General features: G+C 73.2%; 14 protein-coding genes. 8 read left to right on the top strand and 6 right to left on the bottom strand.

What is annotated here, in order from left to right; genetic code table 11:
• The first annotated feature begins 43 nt into the window (after positions 1-43).
• The 3 genes from ACFVWY_RS11885 to ACFVWY_RS11895 all read left to right on the top strand — a co-directional run bounded on the left by ACFVWY_RS11885 (position 44) and on the right by ACFVWY_RS11895 (position 5661).
• Positions 44-1417: an SWIM zinc finger family protein gene (locus ACFVWY_RS11885; protein ID WP_389870146.1), complete on the top strand. Its 1374-nt coding sequence runs from the start codon at positions 44-46 to the stop codon at positions 1415-1417.
• Positions 1414-4080, top strand: coding sequence for a DUF6493 family protein (locus ACFVWY_RS11890; RefSeq protein ID WP_389870149.1), 2667 nt, complete (start codon positions 1414-1416; stop codon positions 4078-4080). Before ACFVWY_RS11885 ends, ACFVWY_RS11890 begins: the two co-directional genes overlap by 4 nt.
• A 120-nt stretch (positions 4081-4200) precedes the next feature.
• Positions 4201-5661, top strand: coding sequence for a GNAT family N-acetyltransferase (locus ACFVWY_RS11895; protein ID WP_389870151.1), 1461 nt, complete (start codon positions 4201-4203; stop codon positions 5659-5661).
• Here the strand turns inward: ACFVWY_RS11895 and ACFVWY_RS11900 are convergent.
• The gene (locus tag ACFVWY_RS11900) at positions 5629-6852 is read right to left on the bottom strand and encodes a trans-sulfuration enzyme family protein (protein WP_389870153.1); all 1224 of its coding nucleotides are present in this window, start codon (positions 6850-6852) and stop codon (positions 5629-5631) included. The two genes, ACFVWY_RS11895 and ACFVWY_RS11900, sit on opposite strands and share 33 nt — an antisense overlap.
• A 59-nt stretch (positions 6853-6911) precedes the next feature.
• Between ACFVWY_RS11900 and ACFVWY_RS11905 the strand changes: the two genes are divergently transcribed.
• Together ACFVWY_RS11905 and ACFVWY_RS11910 are read left to right on the top strand one after the other, a co-directional pair.
• Complete coding sequence (locus ACFVWY_RS11905) at positions 6912-7409, top strand: Lrp/AsnC family transcriptional regulator (protein ID WP_389870156.1); 498 nt, start codon at positions 6912-6914, stop codon at positions 7407-7409.
• Positions 7410-7456: 47 nt separating this feature from the next.
• Positions 7457-9142 carry a DUF885 domain-containing protein gene (locus ACFVWY_RS11910; RefSeq protein WP_389870159.1) on the top strand — a complete coding sequence of 562 codons (1686 nt, stop codon included), beginning with the start codon at positions 7457-7459 and terminating at the stop codon, positions 9140-9142.
• A gap of 159 nt (positions 9143-9301) precedes the next feature.
• Here the strand turns inward: ACFVWY_RS11910 and ACFVWY_RS11915 are convergent, their stop codons facing one another.
• The 3 genes from ACFVWY_RS11915 to ACFVWY_RS11925 all read right to left on the bottom strand — a co-directional run bounded on the left by ACFVWY_RS11915 (position 9302) and on the right by ACFVWY_RS11925 (position 14346).
• Positions 9302-12373 carry an AAA family ATPase gene (locus tag ACFVWY_RS11915; RefSeq protein WP_389870162.1) on the bottom strand — a complete coding sequence of 1024 codons (3072 nt, stop codon included), beginning with the start codon at positions 12371-12373 and terminating at the stop codon, positions 9302-9304.
• Entirely contained in the window at positions 12370-13536 is a 1167-nt protein-coding gene (locus ACFVWY_RS11920) for an exonuclease SbcCD subunit D (RefSeq protein ID WP_389870164.1), read from the bottom strand. Before ACFVWY_RS11920 ends, ACFVWY_RS11915 begins: the two co-directional genes overlap by 4 nt.
• Positions 13537-13719: 183 nt before the next feature.
• Positions 13720-14346 carry a YigZ family protein gene (locus ACFVWY_RS11925; protein ID WP_389870166.1) on the bottom strand — a complete coding sequence of 209 codons (627 nt, stop codon included), beginning with the start codon at positions 14344-14346 and terminating at the stop codon, positions 13720-13722.
• A gap of 58 nt (positions 14347-14404) precedes the next feature.
• Between ACFVWY_RS11925 and ACFVWY_RS11930 the strand changes: the two genes are divergently transcribed.
• Positions 14405-14815, top strand: coding sequence for a CoA-binding protein (locus ACFVWY_RS11930; protein WP_389870168.1), 411 nt, complete (start codon positions 14405-14407; stop codon positions 14813-14815).
• A 74-nt stretch (positions 14816-14889) separates the two neighbouring features.
• Complete coding sequence (locus tag ACFVWY_RS11935) at positions 14890-15738, top strand: aminoglycoside N(3)-acetyltransferase (RefSeq protein ID WP_389870171.1); 849 nt, start codon at positions 14890-14892, stop codon at positions 15736-15738.
• A gap of 26 nt (positions 15739-15764) precedes the next feature.
• Here the strand turns inward: ACFVWY_RS11935 and ACFVWY_RS11940 are convergent, their stop codons facing one another.
• Both ACFVWY_RS11940 and ACFVWY_RS11945 read right to left on the bottom strand, forming a co-directional pair.
• Positions 15765-16337, bottom strand: coding sequence for a helix-turn-helix domain-containing protein (locus tag ACFVWY_RS11940; RefSeq protein ID WP_389870173.1), 573 nt, complete (start codon positions 16335-16337; stop codon positions 15765-15767).
• 87 nt (positions 16338-16424) lie between these two features.
• Positions 16425-17180 carry an acyltransferase gene (locus tag ACFVWY_RS11945; RefSeq protein ID WP_389870174.1) on the bottom strand — a complete coding sequence of 252 codons (756 nt, stop codon included), beginning with the start codon at positions 17178-17180 and terminating at the stop codon, positions 16425-16427.
• Between the two features lie 161 nt (positions 17181-17341).
• Here ACFVWY_RS11945 and ACFVWY_RS11950 point away from each other — a divergent pair, with 161 nt between their 5' ends.
• Entirely contained in the window at positions 17342-17872 is a 531-nt protein-coding gene (locus ACFVWY_RS11950; RefSeq protein ID WP_389870177.1) for a gamma carbonic anhydrase family protein, read from the top strand.
• Positions 17873-17988: the final 116 nt, after the last annotated feature.

Consider the following 17988-nt stretch of genomic DNA (forward strand, 5'->3'; position numbering starts at 1 on the left):
CGTCCGGGGGCCGATTGTCAGTGGTGGGTCCTACCGTTTTCCCATGACCCGATCCGTTCAGGCATTGGCCTACGCACGCCCGTCCGCGCTGCATTCCTCGCAGGCCGGGCCGCTCCTCGGTCTGGAGACTGCCGGTGGGCTCACGCCGTGGGGCGCGGAGCCCCATCCCCGGTTCTTCTCCGGCTTCCTCACCTCTCCGGCGATCGCGGCCCGGGGTCTGCTCGCCGTGGCGGACGTGGCGTCCACGCGGTACTACCAGCGCACCCTTCCCTCGTCGCTCGACCCGGTCGTGACGGGCAACGGCGACCGTCTGCGCTTCGAGTCGTTCTCCGGCTGCTGCGGGGTGTACGCGCGCCTCGATGTGCTCCAGGAGGGGCTGGACGGCGGGCGGACGGACCACGGCACCACCAACGTGGATGTCAACAATCCGCTGCGGGACGCGCTGTCGCGGATATCGGGGGACGATCCGCTGCATCTGCGGGTGGGCCCGGAGGAAATGGCCGTGACCACGCTGGACGGCCCGGTCATGGAGAAGAAGGTGCCGCTGCCCGACCGGTGGCTGCGCGGCTTCGCGGAGGCGCAGGTGGCATCGGCCGGATTCGATCTGCGGGCCGAACTGCCGGCCGCCGAGGCGGTGCGGTTCCTCCGCTCGCTGCCGCGTTCGTCGGGCAATGCCTCGCGCGGCGCCCGGTGGGTGGTGCCCGCCGGGAAGACACTCCGGCCGACGACCCGGCCGGTGGCGGGGGCCGTCTGCCTGCCGGGGCCCGAACGGCTGGTCGCGCTGCAGCGGGTGCTGCGCCACGCCACCTCCCTGCGGGTGTACGGGCCGGTCGGCGACGGGGCCGCGACCGCGAGTGCCTGGGAAGTCGTGCTTCCGGGCATGCGCCTCACGCTGACGCTCTCGCCGGATGCCGCGCGCGGCTTCTCGGGCGAGGGCGGGGTTCTGGACGCGCTGGCCACCGACGACGCGGCGGCCGACGCCGAGCTGGTCTCGGTGCTGCTGGCCTGGGAGCCCCGGATCGACCCCGCGGATCTGGCGGCCCAGTCCGGTCTCACGGTGGAACGGGTCAGGGCGGCGCTGACCCGGCTCGGCACAGCGGGCCGGGTCGGCTACGACCTCGCGGACGCGGCGTACTTCCACCGCGAGCTGCCGTACGACGCGGACCGGGCCGAGCGTCATAATCCGCGCCTGGTGGCGGCCCGGCAACTGGCCGGATCGGGCGCGGTCGCACTCGGCACGGACATGGCGGCCGTGACCTCGGGCGACCATCGGTACCAGGTGAGGGAGAAGGACGGCGTGCTGAGTTGTACCTGCAAGTGGTGGGCGGACCACCGGGGACGGCGTGGCCCGTGCAAGCACGCGCTGGCCGTCCGCATGGTCCGGCGCGGGGCGCTCGTCGCCGGGGGGGCGCGATGAGCGAGTTGATGACGGCCGTGCGGGAGTCGCGCACGCATGAGCTGCCGGGTCTGCTGGCCCGGATGGACCAGGCGGAGCGCCGGGCCGCTCTGGTCGAGCTGAAGGCCCTCCGCAAGGAGAAGCGGGGCTGGGAGTGGGACAAGCAGCGCACGCTCATCAAGCCGCTGCTGGTGGCCGGTGCGGGCTGTCACACCGGGGCAGCGGCGTGCGCCACCTGGATCAGCGGCCGGGACCTGGTGTGGGACCGCGCCCCCTTCCCCTTGGTCGTCGCGGCCCTGGCGGACCGTGACCCGGCGTGGCTCGGCGATGTCGCGCACCGGCTGGCGGCCCGGCCGGCGACGGCGGAGATGACCTACGACCTGATCCACCGGCTGGTGCTGAAGTCGCAGTGCCCGGTGCCCACGACGGAGGGGTTCGTACGGGGCTGGCTCGAGTCGGTCTCCTCGTTCCAGTGGCGGCGGCAGAAGAGGAGGCCGCTCATCGACGTGCTCCGCGCCGACCCGTTCGCCTCACAGCTGCTGCCGCGGATCTTCGATGTGCAGGAGCTGCCGCCGCAGATGCTCTGGGCCTACGAGACGGACGACCCGGGCCGCTGGGACGCCACCTTGGCCACGCTCCCCCAAGAGGGCCTGCTGGAGCGCCAGGTGCTCGTCGACGGCTGCGTGACCCGGCTGCTGCGTGGCGGAAAGCCCGGTGATCAGCGCTTCTTCCTCGGTGTGCTGCGGCTCCTCGCGCTGACCGGGCAGGAAGAGGCAGAACGGGCCGCGGACTGGATCGGGATGGCCTCGGACGCCATGTCCACCGTGGCAGCTCACGCCCAGCAGGTACTCGGCCGGCTGGACGAGCGCGGTGAGCTCTCGGTGCGGACGCTGGCGGAGGTCTCGGCGGCCGTGCTGTTCCGCACCGAGAAGAAGCTGGTCCGCTCCCAGCTCGTACTGCTCGGCAAGGTGCTGCGCCGTGATCCGTCGGCGGCCGGCGAGCTGCTGCCCGTGGTGGCCAGTGCTTTCGAGCACGAGGACATCGACGTCCAGGAGCGGGCGCTCAAGCTCGTGGGCCGTCATCTGTCCGCCGCCGGACCCGCGGTGCGGGAGGAGCTCGCCCTGTCGGCCTCGCTGCTCGGCCCGGCGCACCGCGCGCTGGTGGCCGAGGTGTTCGGCGCTCCGGCGGCCGGACAGCGGGACGTGGAGCCGTACGAGGAGGTGCTGCCCCCCGCGCCCGTCGCCCGGCGCCTCGGCCCGGCACCCGCGACGCTTCCCGAACTGGTCGAGGACGTGGTGGTTCTGGTGCGCTCGTCCGCGCCGGACGTGTCGGTCTTCGAACGCGCGCTGGACGGCCTGGTGCGCCACGCCAATGCCGACCGGCCGGGGCTGACCTGCGCGTTGCGCGACGCGCTGGCGGGCGAGTGGTGGATGAACGAGGAATCGTGGCGGAGCGAGCCACGGGACTGGACGCTGCAGCAGCTCCGCTCGGCGGACGGGATCGAGCCGGTCCTGGCCACCCTGCTCGGACGCCTCTCGCCACAGGTCGTGGCGCAGGAGCGTGCTTCCTGGACCGGTACGGGGACCTGTGCCCACGCCGCGTTCCAGGGAATTCTGCGAGCCAGGGTGTGGGAGGCCGCCGACGCGGCGCTGACCGGCGGCCTCCCCTTCCTGCTGGCGGTCCCCACCTGGCACACCGGTTCACTCGACGCCGCCGTGCTGGTCGAGCGGCTGCGGGAGTACCAGCGGCTCGGGTTCCGGCCCGGCGAGGCCGACTTCGCCCAGGCCATGCTGCGCGTACGGCGCCGTGAGCAGCACGACGTCGCGGCGGCGGCCGAGCGGTTGGAGATGCCCGAGGGCGACCGGCTGGCCGCCTGGCTGCGGGCCGACCGGCCACTCGCGGAGGTGTACCGCTTCGATCTGGAGAAGAAGACCCGGCGTGGGCAGACGGTCGAGCGATCGCGCCGGATCCTGATGGCCACCAAGGAGAGCCCGTTCATCGAGGAGGTCTTCCCGCGTTCCTTCCACTGGCTCGGGCGGCCGCAGATCCCGGCGCATCACCCGTGCTACCACTGGCGCGAGCACCCGGAGCACTGGACCGCCACCCTTCCGGAGGATGCCGAGACCCTGGCCGCCTGGCTGCTGCCGAACACGGCGAACAACGTGGTCGAGGAGATACGGGACGCCGTCCAGCCGCTCACCCTGCTCGCCGAGCTCGACGGCCCCGCGGGTGAGGCCCTTCATCTGACGGTGGCGTACGGGCTGGGTGCCCGGCATCCCGAAGAGCGGCTGGCCGCGGTGGACGCCCTGCTGATCCTCGCCACCCAGCGGAGGCTCGACCCGGTACTGCTCGGGGAGCAGGTGGCGGCCCTGCTCGACTGCGGGCTGACCAAGCCCACCCGCCTCGCCGACTCCGTTCGCACCGCCGCCGTCACCGGGGCGTACCGGACGGTGCTCCGCGTACTGACCGGGGTGCTGCCCGGGGTGCTGGCGCACGAGAAGGCTCCGCGCGGGGCGGGTGACCTGCTCGCCGTGGCCGCCGAGTGCGTCGAACACTGCGGTGCGACGGCGGCCGAGGAGATACCCGGGCTCGCGGAGACCGCCGCACGCGGCGGAGCCTCTCAGCTGGTCCGCCAGGCGAAGCGGCTGGCGGTGGCGTGGAAGGCGGGCGCCCCACGCGGGTGAGGATCGTTCCACGCCTGGAACCAATGGCCGAAAACAACCTGAAAGGGATCAGATTCGCATGTAACCCATCGGTCACAGGGTGTTCGTGATCAGGCAACACCACTCGGTCAGAGTGGGTGCATGACTGATACGACATCCTCGAAGTCCGCCCGCCGCCACCACTGGCGGCGGGACATGACCGAGCTGGCCGCGCTGTTCACCGCGGTCGCGGTGGCCGACGCCGTCGCGAACCTGATCGGTCACCAGCCGGGCGGGCCGTACCTGTTGATCGTCTCGGCCCTGGTGCTGGCCATGACGGCCGGGTTCCACACCTGGTGGGCCCGCCGCCACAGCCACGCGCCGCCACCGCGCGACGATACCGGCACGGGCGCGGACCCCGGCGCGCGTACGGGTCTGGGCGCAGGGCCCAAGGCCGCCACCCGGGCGGCCCCGGACGCGGCCCCGGGCGCGGGTCAGGCGGCCGGTACGGGGGAGGCGGCGCCCGGCGGGGGCACGGTGCTGTGGCAGATGCGGACCACGGTGCGGGACACCCCCGGCAGTCTGGCGGTGGTGTGCGCCGCCCTCGCCCGGCACCGGGTGGACATCCTCACGCTCCAGACCCACCCGCTGGGCGGGAGCACGGTGGATGAGTTCCTGCTGCGGGCGCCCGCACGGCTTCTGGCGGGGGAGCTGAGCCGGGCGGTCTCAGCGGCCGGGGGCCGTTCGACGTGGATCGAGCGGGCCGACACCCACGATCTGGTCGACGCCCCGGCCCGTGTCCTCGGCCTCGCCACCCGCACGGCACTGGACGGGGCGGAACTCCCCCTTGCTCTCAGGCAGTTGCTCGGTCGCTGCACCATCCACTCGCTGCCCGCCGTTTCCGTCACCGGACGAGAGACCGACGCGGGTGCACCCGTCGAAGGGGTGCTGGAGGACACGGTGATGCGGCTGCGCGATCCCTCGGGGGGCGCCCTCACGATCGAGCGGCCGCACCTTCCGTTCACGCCGACCGAATTCGCCCGGGCACGCGCCCTGGTCGAGCTCGATGCCCGGCTCGGCCCCCGCGTCCCGCGCGGCGCACAGGTGCTCACCCTGCCCGAGGGCAACGAGATCACCGTACGCCGCGCAGGCCTGGACGATCTGCCGGCCGCACGCGCGATGCACGACCGCTGCTCCGATCACACGCTGCGGCTGCGCTACCACGGGCCGGTGCTCGACGCCGACCGCTACCTCGACCACCTGCTCGGCCCCCGGTTCGGCCGCACCCTGGCCGTGCAGACGGCCTCGGGCCGACTGGTCGCCCTCGGCCACCTGCTCTGGGACGGCGACGAGACCGAGGTGGCCCTCCTCGTCGAGGACGACTGGCAGCGCCGCGGCATCGGCTCCGAGCTCCTGCGCCGGCTGGTCGCACTCGCGACCGAGGCGGGTTGCGAGAGCGTCTACGCCGTCACGCAGGCGTCGAACACCGGCATGGTCGCGGCCATGCGTGCGCTGGCCCTGCCGCTGGACTACCAGATCGAGGAAGGCACCCTGGTCATCACGGCACGGCTGGACGCGGCACCGGTCCGCTCACTGCCCCCCTACGAGCAGGCCGGCCGCTGATTCACCGGCCCCGGAGAGCAGTTGCCCGGTGTCCTGCGCGCCGAGCGCCCGGTGCAGGTCGGCCCACAGGTCCTCGACGTCCTCCAGGCCGACCGACATCCGCAGCAGCCGGTCCCCGACACCGGAGGCGTGCCGGTCCCCCTCGTCCACGATGCGATGGCTGATGGAGGCCGGGTGCTGGATCAGGGTGTCCACACTGCCGAGGCTGACCGCCGGTGTGATGAGCCGGACGGCCGAGATCACCTCGTGCGGATCGCCGTGCACCTCGAACGAGACCATCGCGCCGCCCAGTTCCGGGTAGTGGACCCGGGCGACGCGCGGATCGGCGGTCAGCCTGCGGGACAGTTCGGCCGCGCTCGCGGACGCCGCCCGTACCCGGACCGGAAGGGTGGACAGACCACGCAGCAGAAAGAATCCGGCCATCGGGTGCAGTACCCCGCCGGTGGCGAACCGCACCTTCCGCAGAACGGCCGCGAACTCCTCGTCGCAGGCGACGACCCCGCCCATCACATCGCCGTGCCCGCCGAGGTACTTGGTGGCGCTGTGGAGCACGATCCGGGCACCGTGCTCGACGGGCCGCTGGAGCACCGGAGTGGCGAAGGTGTTGTCGACGAGCAGGGGGACGGAGCCGCAGGAGTGCGCGATCGCCCGGATGTCGACCTCGGCGAGCGTCGGATTGGCGGGGGTCTCCACCATCACCAGTCCGGTCTCCGGACGGATCGCGTCCGCGATGCCCGCAGGATCGGTCCAGGTCACCTCCGTACCCAGCAGTCCCGCGCCGAGCAGGTGGTCGCTGCATCCGTAGAGCGGGCGAACGGCGACCACATGGCGCAGGCCCATGCTCGCGCGGGCCAGCAGCACGGCGGTCAGGGCCGCCATTCCGCTGGCGAACGCGACGGCGCTCTCAGCTCCTTCGAGCCGGGCGAGGGCGGTCTCGAACCGGGCCGTCGTCGGGTTGTCCAGCCGTGCGTAGACCGGCGGGCCCTCGAGCCGGGCGCCGGTGGCGGCGAAGGTGTCGATCCGCTCCGCCTCGGCCCTGGAGTCGTACGACGGATAAGTGGTGGACAGATCGATCGGCGGGGTGTGCAGCCCGAGGGCGGCGAGATCGTCACGGCCCGCGTGCACGGCTTCGGTGGCGAGCGCCCTGGAGCGGTAGGGGACCGGGGGCGCCATCGGGGTTTCGGTGTCCATGCCCCCACTCTGAACAGGCACCGGCCTGTCCGGCGCAACGCCCGTGCTAGATTCGGCCGATGGCTGATTCTGTCGCTCTTGATCCGGTGGATCTGCACATTCTGCGGCTGCTGCAGAACGACGCCCGGACCACCTACCGCGAGCTGGCCGCCGAGGTCGGTGTCGCGCCGTCGACCTGTCTGGACCGGGTGGCCAGGCTCCGCCGGTCGGGCGTCATCGTCGGCCACCAGCTGCGGCTGGACCCGGCACGGCTCGGCCGGAGCCTGGAGGCGCTGCTCTCCGTGCAGGTCCGTCCGCACCGCAGGGAGCTCATCGGCCCGTTCGTCGAGCGCATCAGGGCGTTGCCGGAGTCCCGCGCGCTGTTCCATCTCACCGGCCCGGACGACTACCTGGTCCATGTCGCCGTCACCGGCACGGCCGATCTGCAGCGCCTGGTCCTGGACGAGTTCACCTCCCGCCGCGAGGTGGCGCGGGTCGAGACGCGGCTGATATTCCAGCAGTGGGAATGCGGCCCCATGCTGCCTCCCGCCGCGATTTCGTCGGGTTCGGATCGCTGAGGCCGAATGATGTGACGCGGAGGCCATCGCCGTACGAGGATGTCCGCATGTCAGACACTCCCAGCAGCGCGCTGCCCCGTCAGGTCGCCGACGCCTACGTCGACGCGTTCATCGAACTCGATCCGGTCGCCGGAACATATCTGGGTGTCGCGGAGAGCTCGCGCCGCCTTCCCGATTTCTCGCCCGCCGGCCAGGACGCTCTTGCCGAACTCGCCCGCACCACCCTGGTGAAACTCGACGCCGCGGAACAGCTGCCCGGTGCGGACAGCGAGGCCGAGCGCCGCTGCGGCCGCCTGCTGCGCGAACGCCTCATGGCGGAACTCGCCGTTCACGAGGCCGACGAGGGGCTGCGTACCGTCTCCAACCTGTCCTCCCCGGCGCACAGCATCCGTGAGGTGTTCACGGTGACACCGACCGACACCGATGAGGACTGGGCGGCGGTCGTGGACCGGCTCCACGCGGTGCCCGCCGCTCTGGAGGGCTACCGCGCCTCGCTCGCGCTCGGTCTCGAGCGCAAGCTGTACGGCGGTCCGCGCGCCACGGCGACGTTCATCGGCCAGCTCGACGAGTGGGCGGGCCAGGGCGGGAAGGGTTTCTTCCAGGAGTTCGCGGCCGGGGGCCCCGAGGGTCTGCGCGCGGCGCTGAACGAGGGTGGCCGGCTGGCCACCGAGTCGGTCGCGGCCCTCCGCGACTGGATGCGCGAGGTGTACGCCCCGGCGGTCGAGGGTGCGCCGGACACGGTGGGCCGCGAGCGCTACGCGCGCTGGGTGCGTTACTTCAACGGCACCGACCTGGACCTCGACGAGGCGTACGCGTACGGCTGGTCCGAGTACCACCGGCTGCTCGGCGAGATGCGGACCGAGGCCGAGAAGGTGCTCCCGGGCGCCGGTCCCTGGGAGGCGCTGGCCCATCTCGATGTGCACGGCACGCACATCGAGGGAGTCGACGAGGTCCAGGCCTGGCTGCAGAAGCTGATGGACGAGGCGGTCGAGGCGCTCGACGGCACCCACTTCGAACTCGCCGAGCGGGTACGGAAGGTGGAATCCCGGATCGCCCCGCCCGGAGGCGCCGCCGCTCCGTACTACACCGGCCCCTCGGAGGACTTCTCCCGGCCCGGCCGCACCTGGCTCCCCACGATGGGCGAGACCCGCTTCCCCGTGTACGACCTGGTGTCGACCTGGTACCACGAGGGCGTGCCCGGCCATCATCTGCAGATCGCGCAGTGGGTGCACGTGGCCGACAGCCTGTCCCGCTACCAGGCGTCGATCGGCGGGGTCAGCGCCAACTGCGAGGGCTGGGCGCTCTACGCGGAGCGGCTGATGGACGAGCTGGGCTTCCTGCCGGACGCGGAGCGCCGCCTGGGCTACCTGGACGCGCAGATGATGCGGGCCTGCCGGGTGATCGTGGACATCGGCATGCACGCGGACATGGAGATCCCGGCGGACTCCCCCTTCCACCCGGGCGAGCGCTGGACCCCGGATCTGGCCCAGGAGTTCTTCGGCAACCACAGCGGCCGTCCCGCCGACTTCGTGGAGAGCGAACTGACCCGCTATCTCTCGATGCCGGGGCAGGCCATCGGCTACAAGCTGGGCGAGCGGGCCTGGCTGCTGGGCCGGGAGAACGCCCGCAAGGCACACGGCGACGCCTTCGACGCCAAGTCCTGGCACATGGCGGCGCTGTCGCAGGGCCCGCTCGGGCTCGACGATCTCGTCGAGGAGCTGTCCCGGCTCTGACCCCTCCCGGACGGCCGGGCTCCGGTTCCCTGGACCGCGGGCCCGGCCACACTCCCGGCGCGCCGTCGGGTGGTTCCGGCCACTCCGCCGGTGCGCCGTCGGGTGGTCCCGGCCACGCCCCGGCGCGCCGTCGTCAGCCGACGTGCGCCCGGGGCGCCGTCAGCCGGTCTGCTCTCCGGTGGTGCGGTGCCGTACCGCCGAGCCCTGGCGCTCCTTGACCACTTCGAGCTGGGCGGGAATACGGCGGCGCAGATCAGCCACATGGCTGACGATTCCGACACTGCGGTCCCGCTCGCGCAGCGAGTCCAGTACGTCGAGCACCTCGTCGAGGGTCTGTTCGTCGAGACTGCCGAAGCCCTCGTCGATGAAGAGGGTGTCCAGCCGTACGCCACCGGCTTCGTCGGTGACGACGTCGGCGAGGCCGAGCGCCAGGGCGAGCGAGGCGAAGAAGGTCTCGCCGCCCGAGAGCGTCGCCGTGTCCCGCTCACGGCCGGTCCAGGCGTCGACGACATGGAGGCCCAGGCCCGATCTGCGGCCCCCGGTGCGCGCGTCGGAGTGGACCAGTGTGTAGCGCCCGGACGACATGCGCTGGAGCCGGGCGGTGGCCGCCGCGGCGACCTGTTCGAGCCGGGCGGCGAGCACGTACGACTCCAGCCGCATCTTGCGCTCGTTGTCGGCGGAGGTGCCCGCGGTGAGCCCGGCCAGGCGTGCCACCCGGTCGTACTCCTCGCGCAGCGGGCCGAGCCCGCGCACCTCCCGCTCGGCCTCCCGGGAGAGCCGGGCGAGTTCGGCACGGCGTTCCCGTGCGGCGGCCAGCGCCGCGGTGGCGTCCCGCAGCGACCGCTCGGCCGCGTCGCACGCGGCCTGCGCCCCGGTCACCTCGGCCCGCGGGCGGTCGGCGGCGGCCCGGGTGTCCGGTTCGGCCAGCCGGTCGGCCACCGCCGCCGCCTCGGTCTGCCAGGCATCGACGAGGTGCTGGAGCTCGCGCTGCGCGGCGTCGTCGACCAGGGCCCCGGCAGCGGCGTGCGGGGTGTCGAAACCGGCCCGGAACGCGGCGTCCGCGAGCCGGTCGTCGGCGTCCTTGCGGCGCTGCGCGGCCGCCTCCTCCTCACGTACCGCCTCGGCCGCCGAGGCGAGCAGCGCGACCCGGCGCTCCAGCAGCGCGGCGTGTTCGGTGACGCTGGCGGCCTCCCCGCGGGCGGTTGCCAGCTCGGTCTCCAGGGCGGCCTGTTCGCGGTCCAGGGCTTCGCGCTGGGAGGTACGGGCCGCGGCGCGGCGTTCGGCGAGGCGCCGGCCGTCGAGGCGTTCGGCCTGTTCGCGCTCGGCTGCGGCGAGCGCCTCGCGTGCGGCGTGCGTACCCGAGGCGGTGTGGTGGGCCTCGGCGTGCAGGTCTGCCAGCTGGTCGACGAGGGCGGCGAGTTCGACGGCCGTGGGGTCGGCGCTGGCCCCGGCCGGACCGGCGGTGCCGGTCCGCTCCCCCGGCTGCGGAAGCTCCGCCTCCCGCGCGGCCGCACGGGCCACCGTGTACTGCTCGCGTACGGCCCCGAGTTCCCGCTCGGCCCGGGTGCGTGCTTCCTCGGTGTGCCGGTAGACGCCGAGCGCCCGCTCCTCGGCGGCTTTGTCGACATGTCCCTCGGCGGCGCGGGCCGGCCGGGGGTGCTCGGCGGAGCCGCAGACCTTGCAGTCCTCGCCGTCGACCAGTTCGGCGGCCAGTTCCGCCGCGATGTCGCGAAGCCGCCGTTCGCGGAGGTCCAGCCAGGTCTCATGGGCGGCGGCGGCCCGTTCGCGGGCCTCGGCGAGCTGGTCGGTGGCGGCCGAGACCTGGGCCGCACGTGCGTCACGGCAGCGGGCGGCGGCCAGCCGGGCGCGGGCGGGCTCCAGCCGGCCCGCGAGCTGCTCGGCGCGGGTGGCGGCGTCCTGGGCCGTCTCGATGCGGGCGCGCAGGCCGTCGCGGGTGGTCTCCCAGTCGGCGAGCCAGGTCTCCGCCTCGCGGATCAGTTCGTCGTCGGCCCTGGCCTGGTACTCCAGTGCGGCCCGCTCGGTGTCGATCCGTGCGCTGCGCCGTTCGGCGCGCTGGGCTGCCTCCAGGCCGCCCAGCTCCTGGCGCAGCCGCCGCTCCAGCTCCGCCAGCTGTTCGGCACCGGCCTCACCCAGGCTGCCGGGCAGTGCGGCGCGCGCGTCGTCACGTTGCCGGCAGGCCGTGCCGTGGGCGCGCTCGGCCTCCTCGCACAGCTCCATGGCGGGGACGACCAGCTCCGCCTTGCGGGCCCAGGCGAGGCGTTCACGGTGCCGGTCGTGGTCGGCGCGGCGCGTTTCGAGGGCGGCGGCGCGGCGGAGCGTGTCGGCGTGGCGCTGCTGAAGCGCGGCGATTTCGCGGGCCAGGTCGAGGCACTGGCGGGCCTCCGACTGACGGCCCTCGGCCGCCCCCACTGAGCAGGTGGCGATGTCGAGCCGTTCGCGGGCGGCGCTGCGGGCCGTCGCCGCCCACTCCAGCACGATGTCGGCGAGCCCCGGATCACCGGCCTGGAGTTCGGGGAGCGGCACCTCGCGCCCGGTGGGTCCGGCGGCCTGGGCGATCCGCTGGACCACCGCGAGGACACGTTCGTCCCCGGCCCTGACCTTGGTCTCGGCGCCGCGGCGCAGCTCGGCCAGGCGGTCCTCCACGGCGGCGAAGCGGTGGGTGTCGAAGAGCCTGCCGAGCAGCTTGCCGCGGGCCTCGGCGTCGGCCCGCAGGAAGCGCGCGAAATCGCCCTGCGGCAACAGCACCACCTGGCAGAACTGCTCCCGGCTCATTCCGATGAGCTGGGTGATCTCCTCGCCGATCTCCTGGTGTGAGCGGCTGAGCGGCCGCCATCCGTCGTCGGTGTCGTGCTCGCGCAGATAGCTCTGCGCCCGCTCGGTGGTGAAGCCGTGGCCCTTCTTCTTGGGGCGGGGCTGGGCGGGGCGCCGGGTCACTTCGAGACGGCGGCCGCCGACGGTCAGCTCCAGCCTGATCTCGGTGGCGAGATCCACCGGGGCGTGGTCGCTGCGCAGGGAGGTGCCGGGGCTCTGCCGGGCGCCGGGCACCGCTCCGTACAGGGCGTAGCAGACGGCGTCGAGGACCGAGGTCTTCCCGGCGCCGGTGGGACCGTGGAGCAGGAAGAGCCCGGCCGACGAGAGGGCGTCGAAATCGATCTCCTGGGTGGTGCCGAACGGCCCGAAGGCGGTCACGGCAAGGCGGTGCAGCCTCAACGGTTCACCTCGCGCAGACCGTCCGTCACCCGGACGTGGTCGAAGGCGCCGCGCAGCACGGTGCGTTCCTGTTCGTCGGCCGCGGAGCCGCCGCGCACATGGGCCACGAAATCCTCCGCGATCTGCTGGTCGTCGCGCCCCGCGAGGCGCTGGGCGTAGGAGGCGTGCGGGTCGTCGGGGGCCCGGTCGGGTTCGAAGACGAGACTGAGCGTGTGCGGGAAGCGTTCGGCCAGCCGGGCCATCGGCTCGTCCGGGCGGACCGGGTCGGTGAGGGTGGCCTCGACCCAGGACTCCCGGTGGCGTTCCAGCGCGGCATCGTCCAGGAGCCGGTCCAGGGGGCCGCGGAGCCGGGCGAGCGGGCGTGGCACCGGGCAGTCGACGCGCTCGGCCGTGACGGCGCCCGAGGCGTCCAGGTCGATCAGCCACATGGTCTTGCGGTGGCCGGCCTCGGAGAAGGAGTACGCGAGCGGCGAGCCGGAGTAGCGGACCCGCCCGGAGAGGGCCTGACTGCCGTGGAGATGCCCAAGGGCCACGTAGTCGGCGCCGTCGAAGACCCCGGCGGGCACGGCGGCCACCCCGCCGACGGTGATGTCGCGCTCGCTGTCGCTGGGCTCGCCGCCCGCGACGAACGCGTGTGCGAGCACCACGGAACGGGTGCCGCCGGGGCGGGCCGCCAGATCCGCGCGGACCCGCTCCATGGCGGCCGCCAGCACCGCTTCGTGGCCTGCCCGGTCCGCCTTGAGAACATCCTTCACCAGGGCCGGTTCCAGGTACGGCAGCCCGTAGAAGGCCACCTCGCCGTGCGCGTCCCGCAGGACGACGGGGGTGGCGCAGTCGGCGGGGTCGGTGCGCAGATGGATCCCGGCCCGCCCGATGAGGCCCGCGCCGACGCCGAGCCTGCGCGCCGAGTCGTGGTTCCCGGAGATCATCACGGTGGGCACGTCCTCGGCGGCGAGCCGGTGCAGTGCGTTGTCGAAGAGCTCGACGGCGGCCAGCGACGGTACGGCTCTGTCGTACACGTCACCCGCGACGACGACCGCGTCCACCTCGCGCTCCCGCACCGTCGCCACCAGGTGGTCCAGGTAGGCGGCCTGCGCGTCGAGCAGCGAGACCCGGTGGAACGAACGGCCCAGGTGCCAGTCCGATGTGTGCAGAATTCTCAAGACCCGGCTCCGACCCGCATGGTTCTCTTCCTCCGCCCCGGACCCGGCCGCCGCACGCCACGACCGGCCCCAGACAGTCTCGCATCACCGCGGACCGCGTCCGGGCCACGGCCGGAAACCGGGACGCGGGCCCGCTCCGGAGATCAGATCCGCACGACCCGGCCCGCTTCGGCGCCGCTTCCGTCAGGCGTCCCCGTACGCCTCTCCGCCCAGTTCCAGCTCGGCCTCGCCCGCCGTCGCGTCCGCCAGCCAGCTGCGGAAGGCCTCGACGTCGGCGTCCGGCAGCCCGATCTCGATGACGACGGCCTCGGCGTAGCGGACCTCGCGCACGGAGCGGCCGGTGGCGCGGAGGTCGTTCTCCAGCTTGCCCGCGCGCTGGTGGCCGACGGTGACGGTGGCGAGGCGGTACCGGTGGCGGGTGACGGTGCCGAGCGCGTCGATGGCCTCGCCGACCACTCCCCCGTAGGCCCTGATCAGCCCGCCCGCCCCGAGCTTGACCCCGCCGTAGTAGCGGGTGACGACGGCGACGACGTAGCGCATGTCCCGGCGGGTCAGCATCTGGAGCATGGGCACGCCCGCGGTGCCGCCGGGCTCCCCGTCGTCGCTCGCCTTCTGCACGGAGGCGTCGGCGCCGATCACGTACGCGAAGCAGTTGTGGGTGGCGGCCGGGTGCTCGGCGCGGACGCGTGCGACGAATTCCTGCGCCTCCCGCTCGGTCGCGGCGGGGGCGAGCGCGCAGATGAAGCGCGATCGGTTGATCTCGGTCTCGTGCACGCCCGCTTCGGCGACGGTCCGGTACTGCTCCTGCATCCGGCCACCCTATGCCCCGGGCGGGAATGGCCGGGGGCCGCCGTCCGTTGAGCCGGTCATGTACGCAGACGACGAGACGATCCGCCGGATCCTCCGGGAGACCGGCGACACCTGGGCCGTGGTGGGCCTGTCCGACAACCGCTCGCGTGCGGCCTACCGCGTCGCGGAGGTGCTCCAGCGCTTCGGCAAGCGGGTGGTCCCGGTCCATCCGAAGGCCGAGCGGGTGCACGGCGAGGACGGTTACGCCTCACTGGCCGCCATCCCCTTCCCGGTCGATGTGGTGGACGTGTTCGTCAACAGCGAGCTGGCGGGCGCGGTGGCCGACGAGGCGGTCGCGGCGGGCGCCAGGGCCGTCTGGTTCCAGCTCGGCGTGATCGACACGGCAGCGTACGACCGCACCCGTGCGGCCGGGCTGGACATGGTCATGGACCGGTGCCCCGCCATCGAGATCCCGGCGCTGAGCGGCTGACTCCGCCCGCCCGCGCGCTTCGTCCAGATGTGCGCGGTGTCGTGGCGGGCGTCCGGCTGGGACAATGGCCCGCTGTGACTACTTCGACTGCGCCTGCCGTCACTCACAGCCGGGCCGGGCTGGCCGGTCAGCTGACGGCGCTCGGCGTGGAGCCGGGCGGGGTCCTTCTGGTGCACGCCTCGATGCGCGCGGTGGGCCCGGTGAGCGGTGGGGCCCGTGCGGTGGCCGGTGCGCTGCGCGATGCGCTCGGCGGGGACGGAACGCTTGTCGTCCCCGCCTTCACTCCGGAGAATTCCGACACCTCGCCGCACTATCTCGACCGCGTACGCGGTCTGGACGACCAGGCCCGGAAGGCGGTACGGGCGGGGATGCCGCCGTTCGACCCCGCTGTCTCGCCCGCGCCGTCGATGGGCCGTCTGGCGGAGACCGTACGGCTCAGTCAGGGCGCGGTGCGCAGCGGGCACCCGCAGACGTCGTTCGCCGCGGTCGGCCCGGGGGCCCGGAACCTTCTGGCGGGTCACCGCCCCGACTGTCATCTCGGCGAGGACTCGCCCCTGGCCCGGCTCTACGCGTCACGGGCCCAGGTCCTGATGCTGGGCACCGGCTTCGGCACCTGCACCGCCTTCCACCTCGGCGAGTACCGCGTGCCCGCCCCGCCCCGCCGGATCTACCGCTGTGTGGTGACGGCCGGGGGCCTGCGCCAGTGGTGGGAGTACGAGGACGTCGCGCTCGACGACAGCGACTTCACGGCCCTGGGCGCGGACTTCGCCCGCGCCCGCGGCCTCCTGGTGCGCACCGGCCCGGTGGGCACCGCGACGAGCCGTCTCTTCCGCATCACCGACGCCGTGGACTTCGCCGCCCACTGGCTGCCGTCCCACCGCGCTCCCGCCCCGCTCCGTGCCCTGTGCCACGAGCACGGCTGAGCCTCTCCCCGGACCCGGCGGCCGTCTCAGCCCACGGGCGGGATGGAGACCGTCATGGTGATCTCGGCCGGTTCGGGACCGTCGTTGCGGTAGGTGTGCGGGTGGTGTGCCTCGAAGGAGGCGGAGTCACCGGCCGGCAGGGTGTATGTCGTGCCGTCAACGACCAGGGTGAGTTCGCCCGCGGTGACGTGCAGCAGTTCGACGGTGCCCTCGGGGTGCGGGTCGGACGTGGTGCCCTCGCCTGGCATGAGGCGCCAGGACCAGAGTTCGAGCGGGCCGCGCGCCTCCGCGCCGATATGGAGGACGGTGGAGCTGCCCGCCTCGGTGGACCACAGGCATACCGCCTGGCTCCCGGGCACCAGTTGGACCGGGGAGCCCTGTTCGTGGTCGAGGAGCGTGGTGATGCTGATGCCCAGCGCGTCAGCCAGCTTGACCGTGGTGCCGACACTCGGGTTGGTGCGGGCCTGCTCGATCTGGATGATCATGCCGCGGCTGACTCCGGAACGGGCGGCGAGCACGTCCAGGGTGAAGCCGCGCTCTCTGCGCCAGCGCTTGAGGTTACGGGCCAGCGCTTGGGTGAGCTGATCAAGATCTGCCACATTCCGTCCAAGATTCTGGATGAAAAGGTCAAAAATATCGCACTGTGGTGGGGTGAACTCCACCGTGCACCGCACTGTACTGCGTGGTCATCCGGCGGGCGGGTTCTCCGGCTCGGCCGGTTCCGCCAGGGCCAGCAGTTGCTCGGGGGTGGCGTCCGCGGGTATCGGGACCGGTGCGGGGGTACGCAGCGGCGGCTGCCAGCCCTTCTCGGGATCCCAGCTGCGTACGACGCGGGCGGGGGCACCGGCCACCACCGCGTGGTCGGGCACCGCACCCCGTACCACCGCGCCCGCGGCGACCACCACGTTGCGCCCGAGCACGGCGCCGGGAAGGATCACCGCTCCGGTGCCGATCCAGCAGCCGGGCCCGATGGCGACGGGTTCCATCCGGGGCCACTGCCGGCCGACCGGCTCGTGCGGGTCGTCGTAGCTGTGGTTCGTGGAGGTGATGTAGACGTAGGGCCCGCAGTACGTGTCCGGGCCGATGGTCACCCGGGTGTCGGCGACCACGTGGCTGCCGCGGCCCAGTACCACCCCGTCGCCCAGGGTCAGGATCGGGTCGGGGCCGAGGTCGAGGTCGGGCATGAGTCCCGCGGTCAGTGTGACCTGTTCACCGATCACACAGTGCGCGCCCAGTTCGATCCATCGTTCCCCGAAGACGGTGCCCTGCGGGAAGGCCAGCCGGGTGCCCTCGCCGATCCGGCCGAAGCGCAGCGCGCCGGGGCGGTCCGCGGTGACCGCGCCTGTCTCCCGTACCCAGCGCCAGCCGCGGTGCACGGCCCGGGACAGGGCACGGCGCCGCCAGGCGGCAAGGGAGGAGAACGTGTTCCTGGTCGTCGGCACTCGCTCACGGTAGTCGGCGGTGCCCGGCCCGCTCACCGCGACGCCCTGTGATGTTCACCCCACTCGGCCATCGCCCGCGGGCCGTCGCATACCGTTCCCTTGCCGCGGCCGGACAGCCGCGGCCGGACGGGACACGAGAGCTGAATACGGAGGAGGACGCCATGGCGGAGCGGGCGTTGATCACGGGAGTGGGCGGCAAGGAGCCGGACATCGACGCGGAGGCCTTCGCGACGCCGACCTCGGTGGTCGTCGGCGAGGTCTCCCTGGCCGCGGGCGCCAGCGTCTGGTACCAGGCCGTACTGCGCGCCGACTGCGGGCCGATCAGCATCGGGGCCGACAGCAACATCCAGGACAATTGCAGTGTCCACGGCGACCCCGGCTTCCCCGTGACGGTCGGTGAGCGCGTCTCGGTCGGACACAACGCCGTGCTCCACGGCTGCGTGGTCGAGGACGACGTCCTGGTGGGCATGGGCGCGACGGTTCTCAACGGCGCCCGGATCGGCGCGGGTTCACTGATCGCGGCACAGGCGCTGGTCCCGCAGGGGATGCAGGTTCCCCCGGGCTCACTGGTCGCCGGAGTCCCCGCCAAGGTCAAGCGGCAGCTGACCGGGGAGGAGCGCGAGGGCATCAGGCTCAACGCGGTGGGATACGTGGAGCTCGCCAAGGCCCACCGCCAGGCCCACGAAGGCTGAACGGGCAGACCGGAGACGCGGGACGGGCGCGGCCGGGGGGGCCGCGCCCCGCCCCCCCCCCCCACCCCCGACCGAGCAATCGACCGGCCGGCACGCCGTCGGGGAGGGGGCGGGGC

The sequence above is a fragment of the Streptomyces sp. NPDC058195 genome, from assembly GCF_042883525.1.
In the GTDB taxonomy this organism is placed as follows: Bacteria; Actinomycetota; Actinomycetes; order Streptomycetales; family Streptomycetaceae; genus Streptomyces.

What these genes read in the sequence shown, in the direction of transcription:
- ACFVWY_RS11885 (WP_389870146.1), top strand. Translation starts at nt 44, where the DNA reads ATGACCCGATCCGTTCAGGCATTGGCCTACGCACGCCCGTCCGCGCTG.
- ACFVWY_RS11890 (WP_389870149.1), top strand. Translation starts at nt 1,414, where the DNA reads ATGAGCGAGTTGATGACGGCCGTGCGGGAGTCGCGCACGCATGAGCTG.
- ACFVWY_RS11895 (WP_389870151.1), top strand. Translation starts at nt 4,201, where the DNA reads ATGACTGATACGACATCCTCGAAGTCCGCCCGCCGCCACCACTGGCGG.
- ACFVWY_RS11900 (WP_389870153.1), bottom strand. Translation starts at nt 6,852, where the DNA reads ATGGACACCGAAACCCCGATGGCGCCCCCGGTCCCCTACCGCTCCAGG.
- ACFVWY_RS11905 (WP_389870156.1), top strand. Translation starts at nt 6,912, where the DNA reads ATGGCTGATTCTGTCGCTCTTGATCCGGTGGATCTGCACATTCTGCGG.
- ACFVWY_RS11910 (WP_389870159.1), top strand. Translation starts at nt 7,457, where the DNA reads ATGTCAGACACTCCCAGCAGCGCGCTGCCCCGTCAGGTCGCCGACGCC.
- ACFVWY_RS11925 (WP_389870166.1), bottom strand. Translation starts at nt 14,346, where the DNA reads ATGCAGGAGCAGTACCGGACCGTCGCCGAAGCGGGCGTGCACGAGACC.
- ACFVWY_RS11930 (WP_389870168.1), top strand. Translation starts at nt 14,405, where the DNA reads ATGTACGCAGACGACGAGACGATCCGCCGGATCCTCCGGGAGACCGGC.
- ACFVWY_RS11950 (WP_389870177.1), top strand. Translation starts at nt 17,342, where the DNA reads ATGGCGGAGCGGGCGTTGATCACGGGAGTGGGCGGCAAGGAGCCGGAC.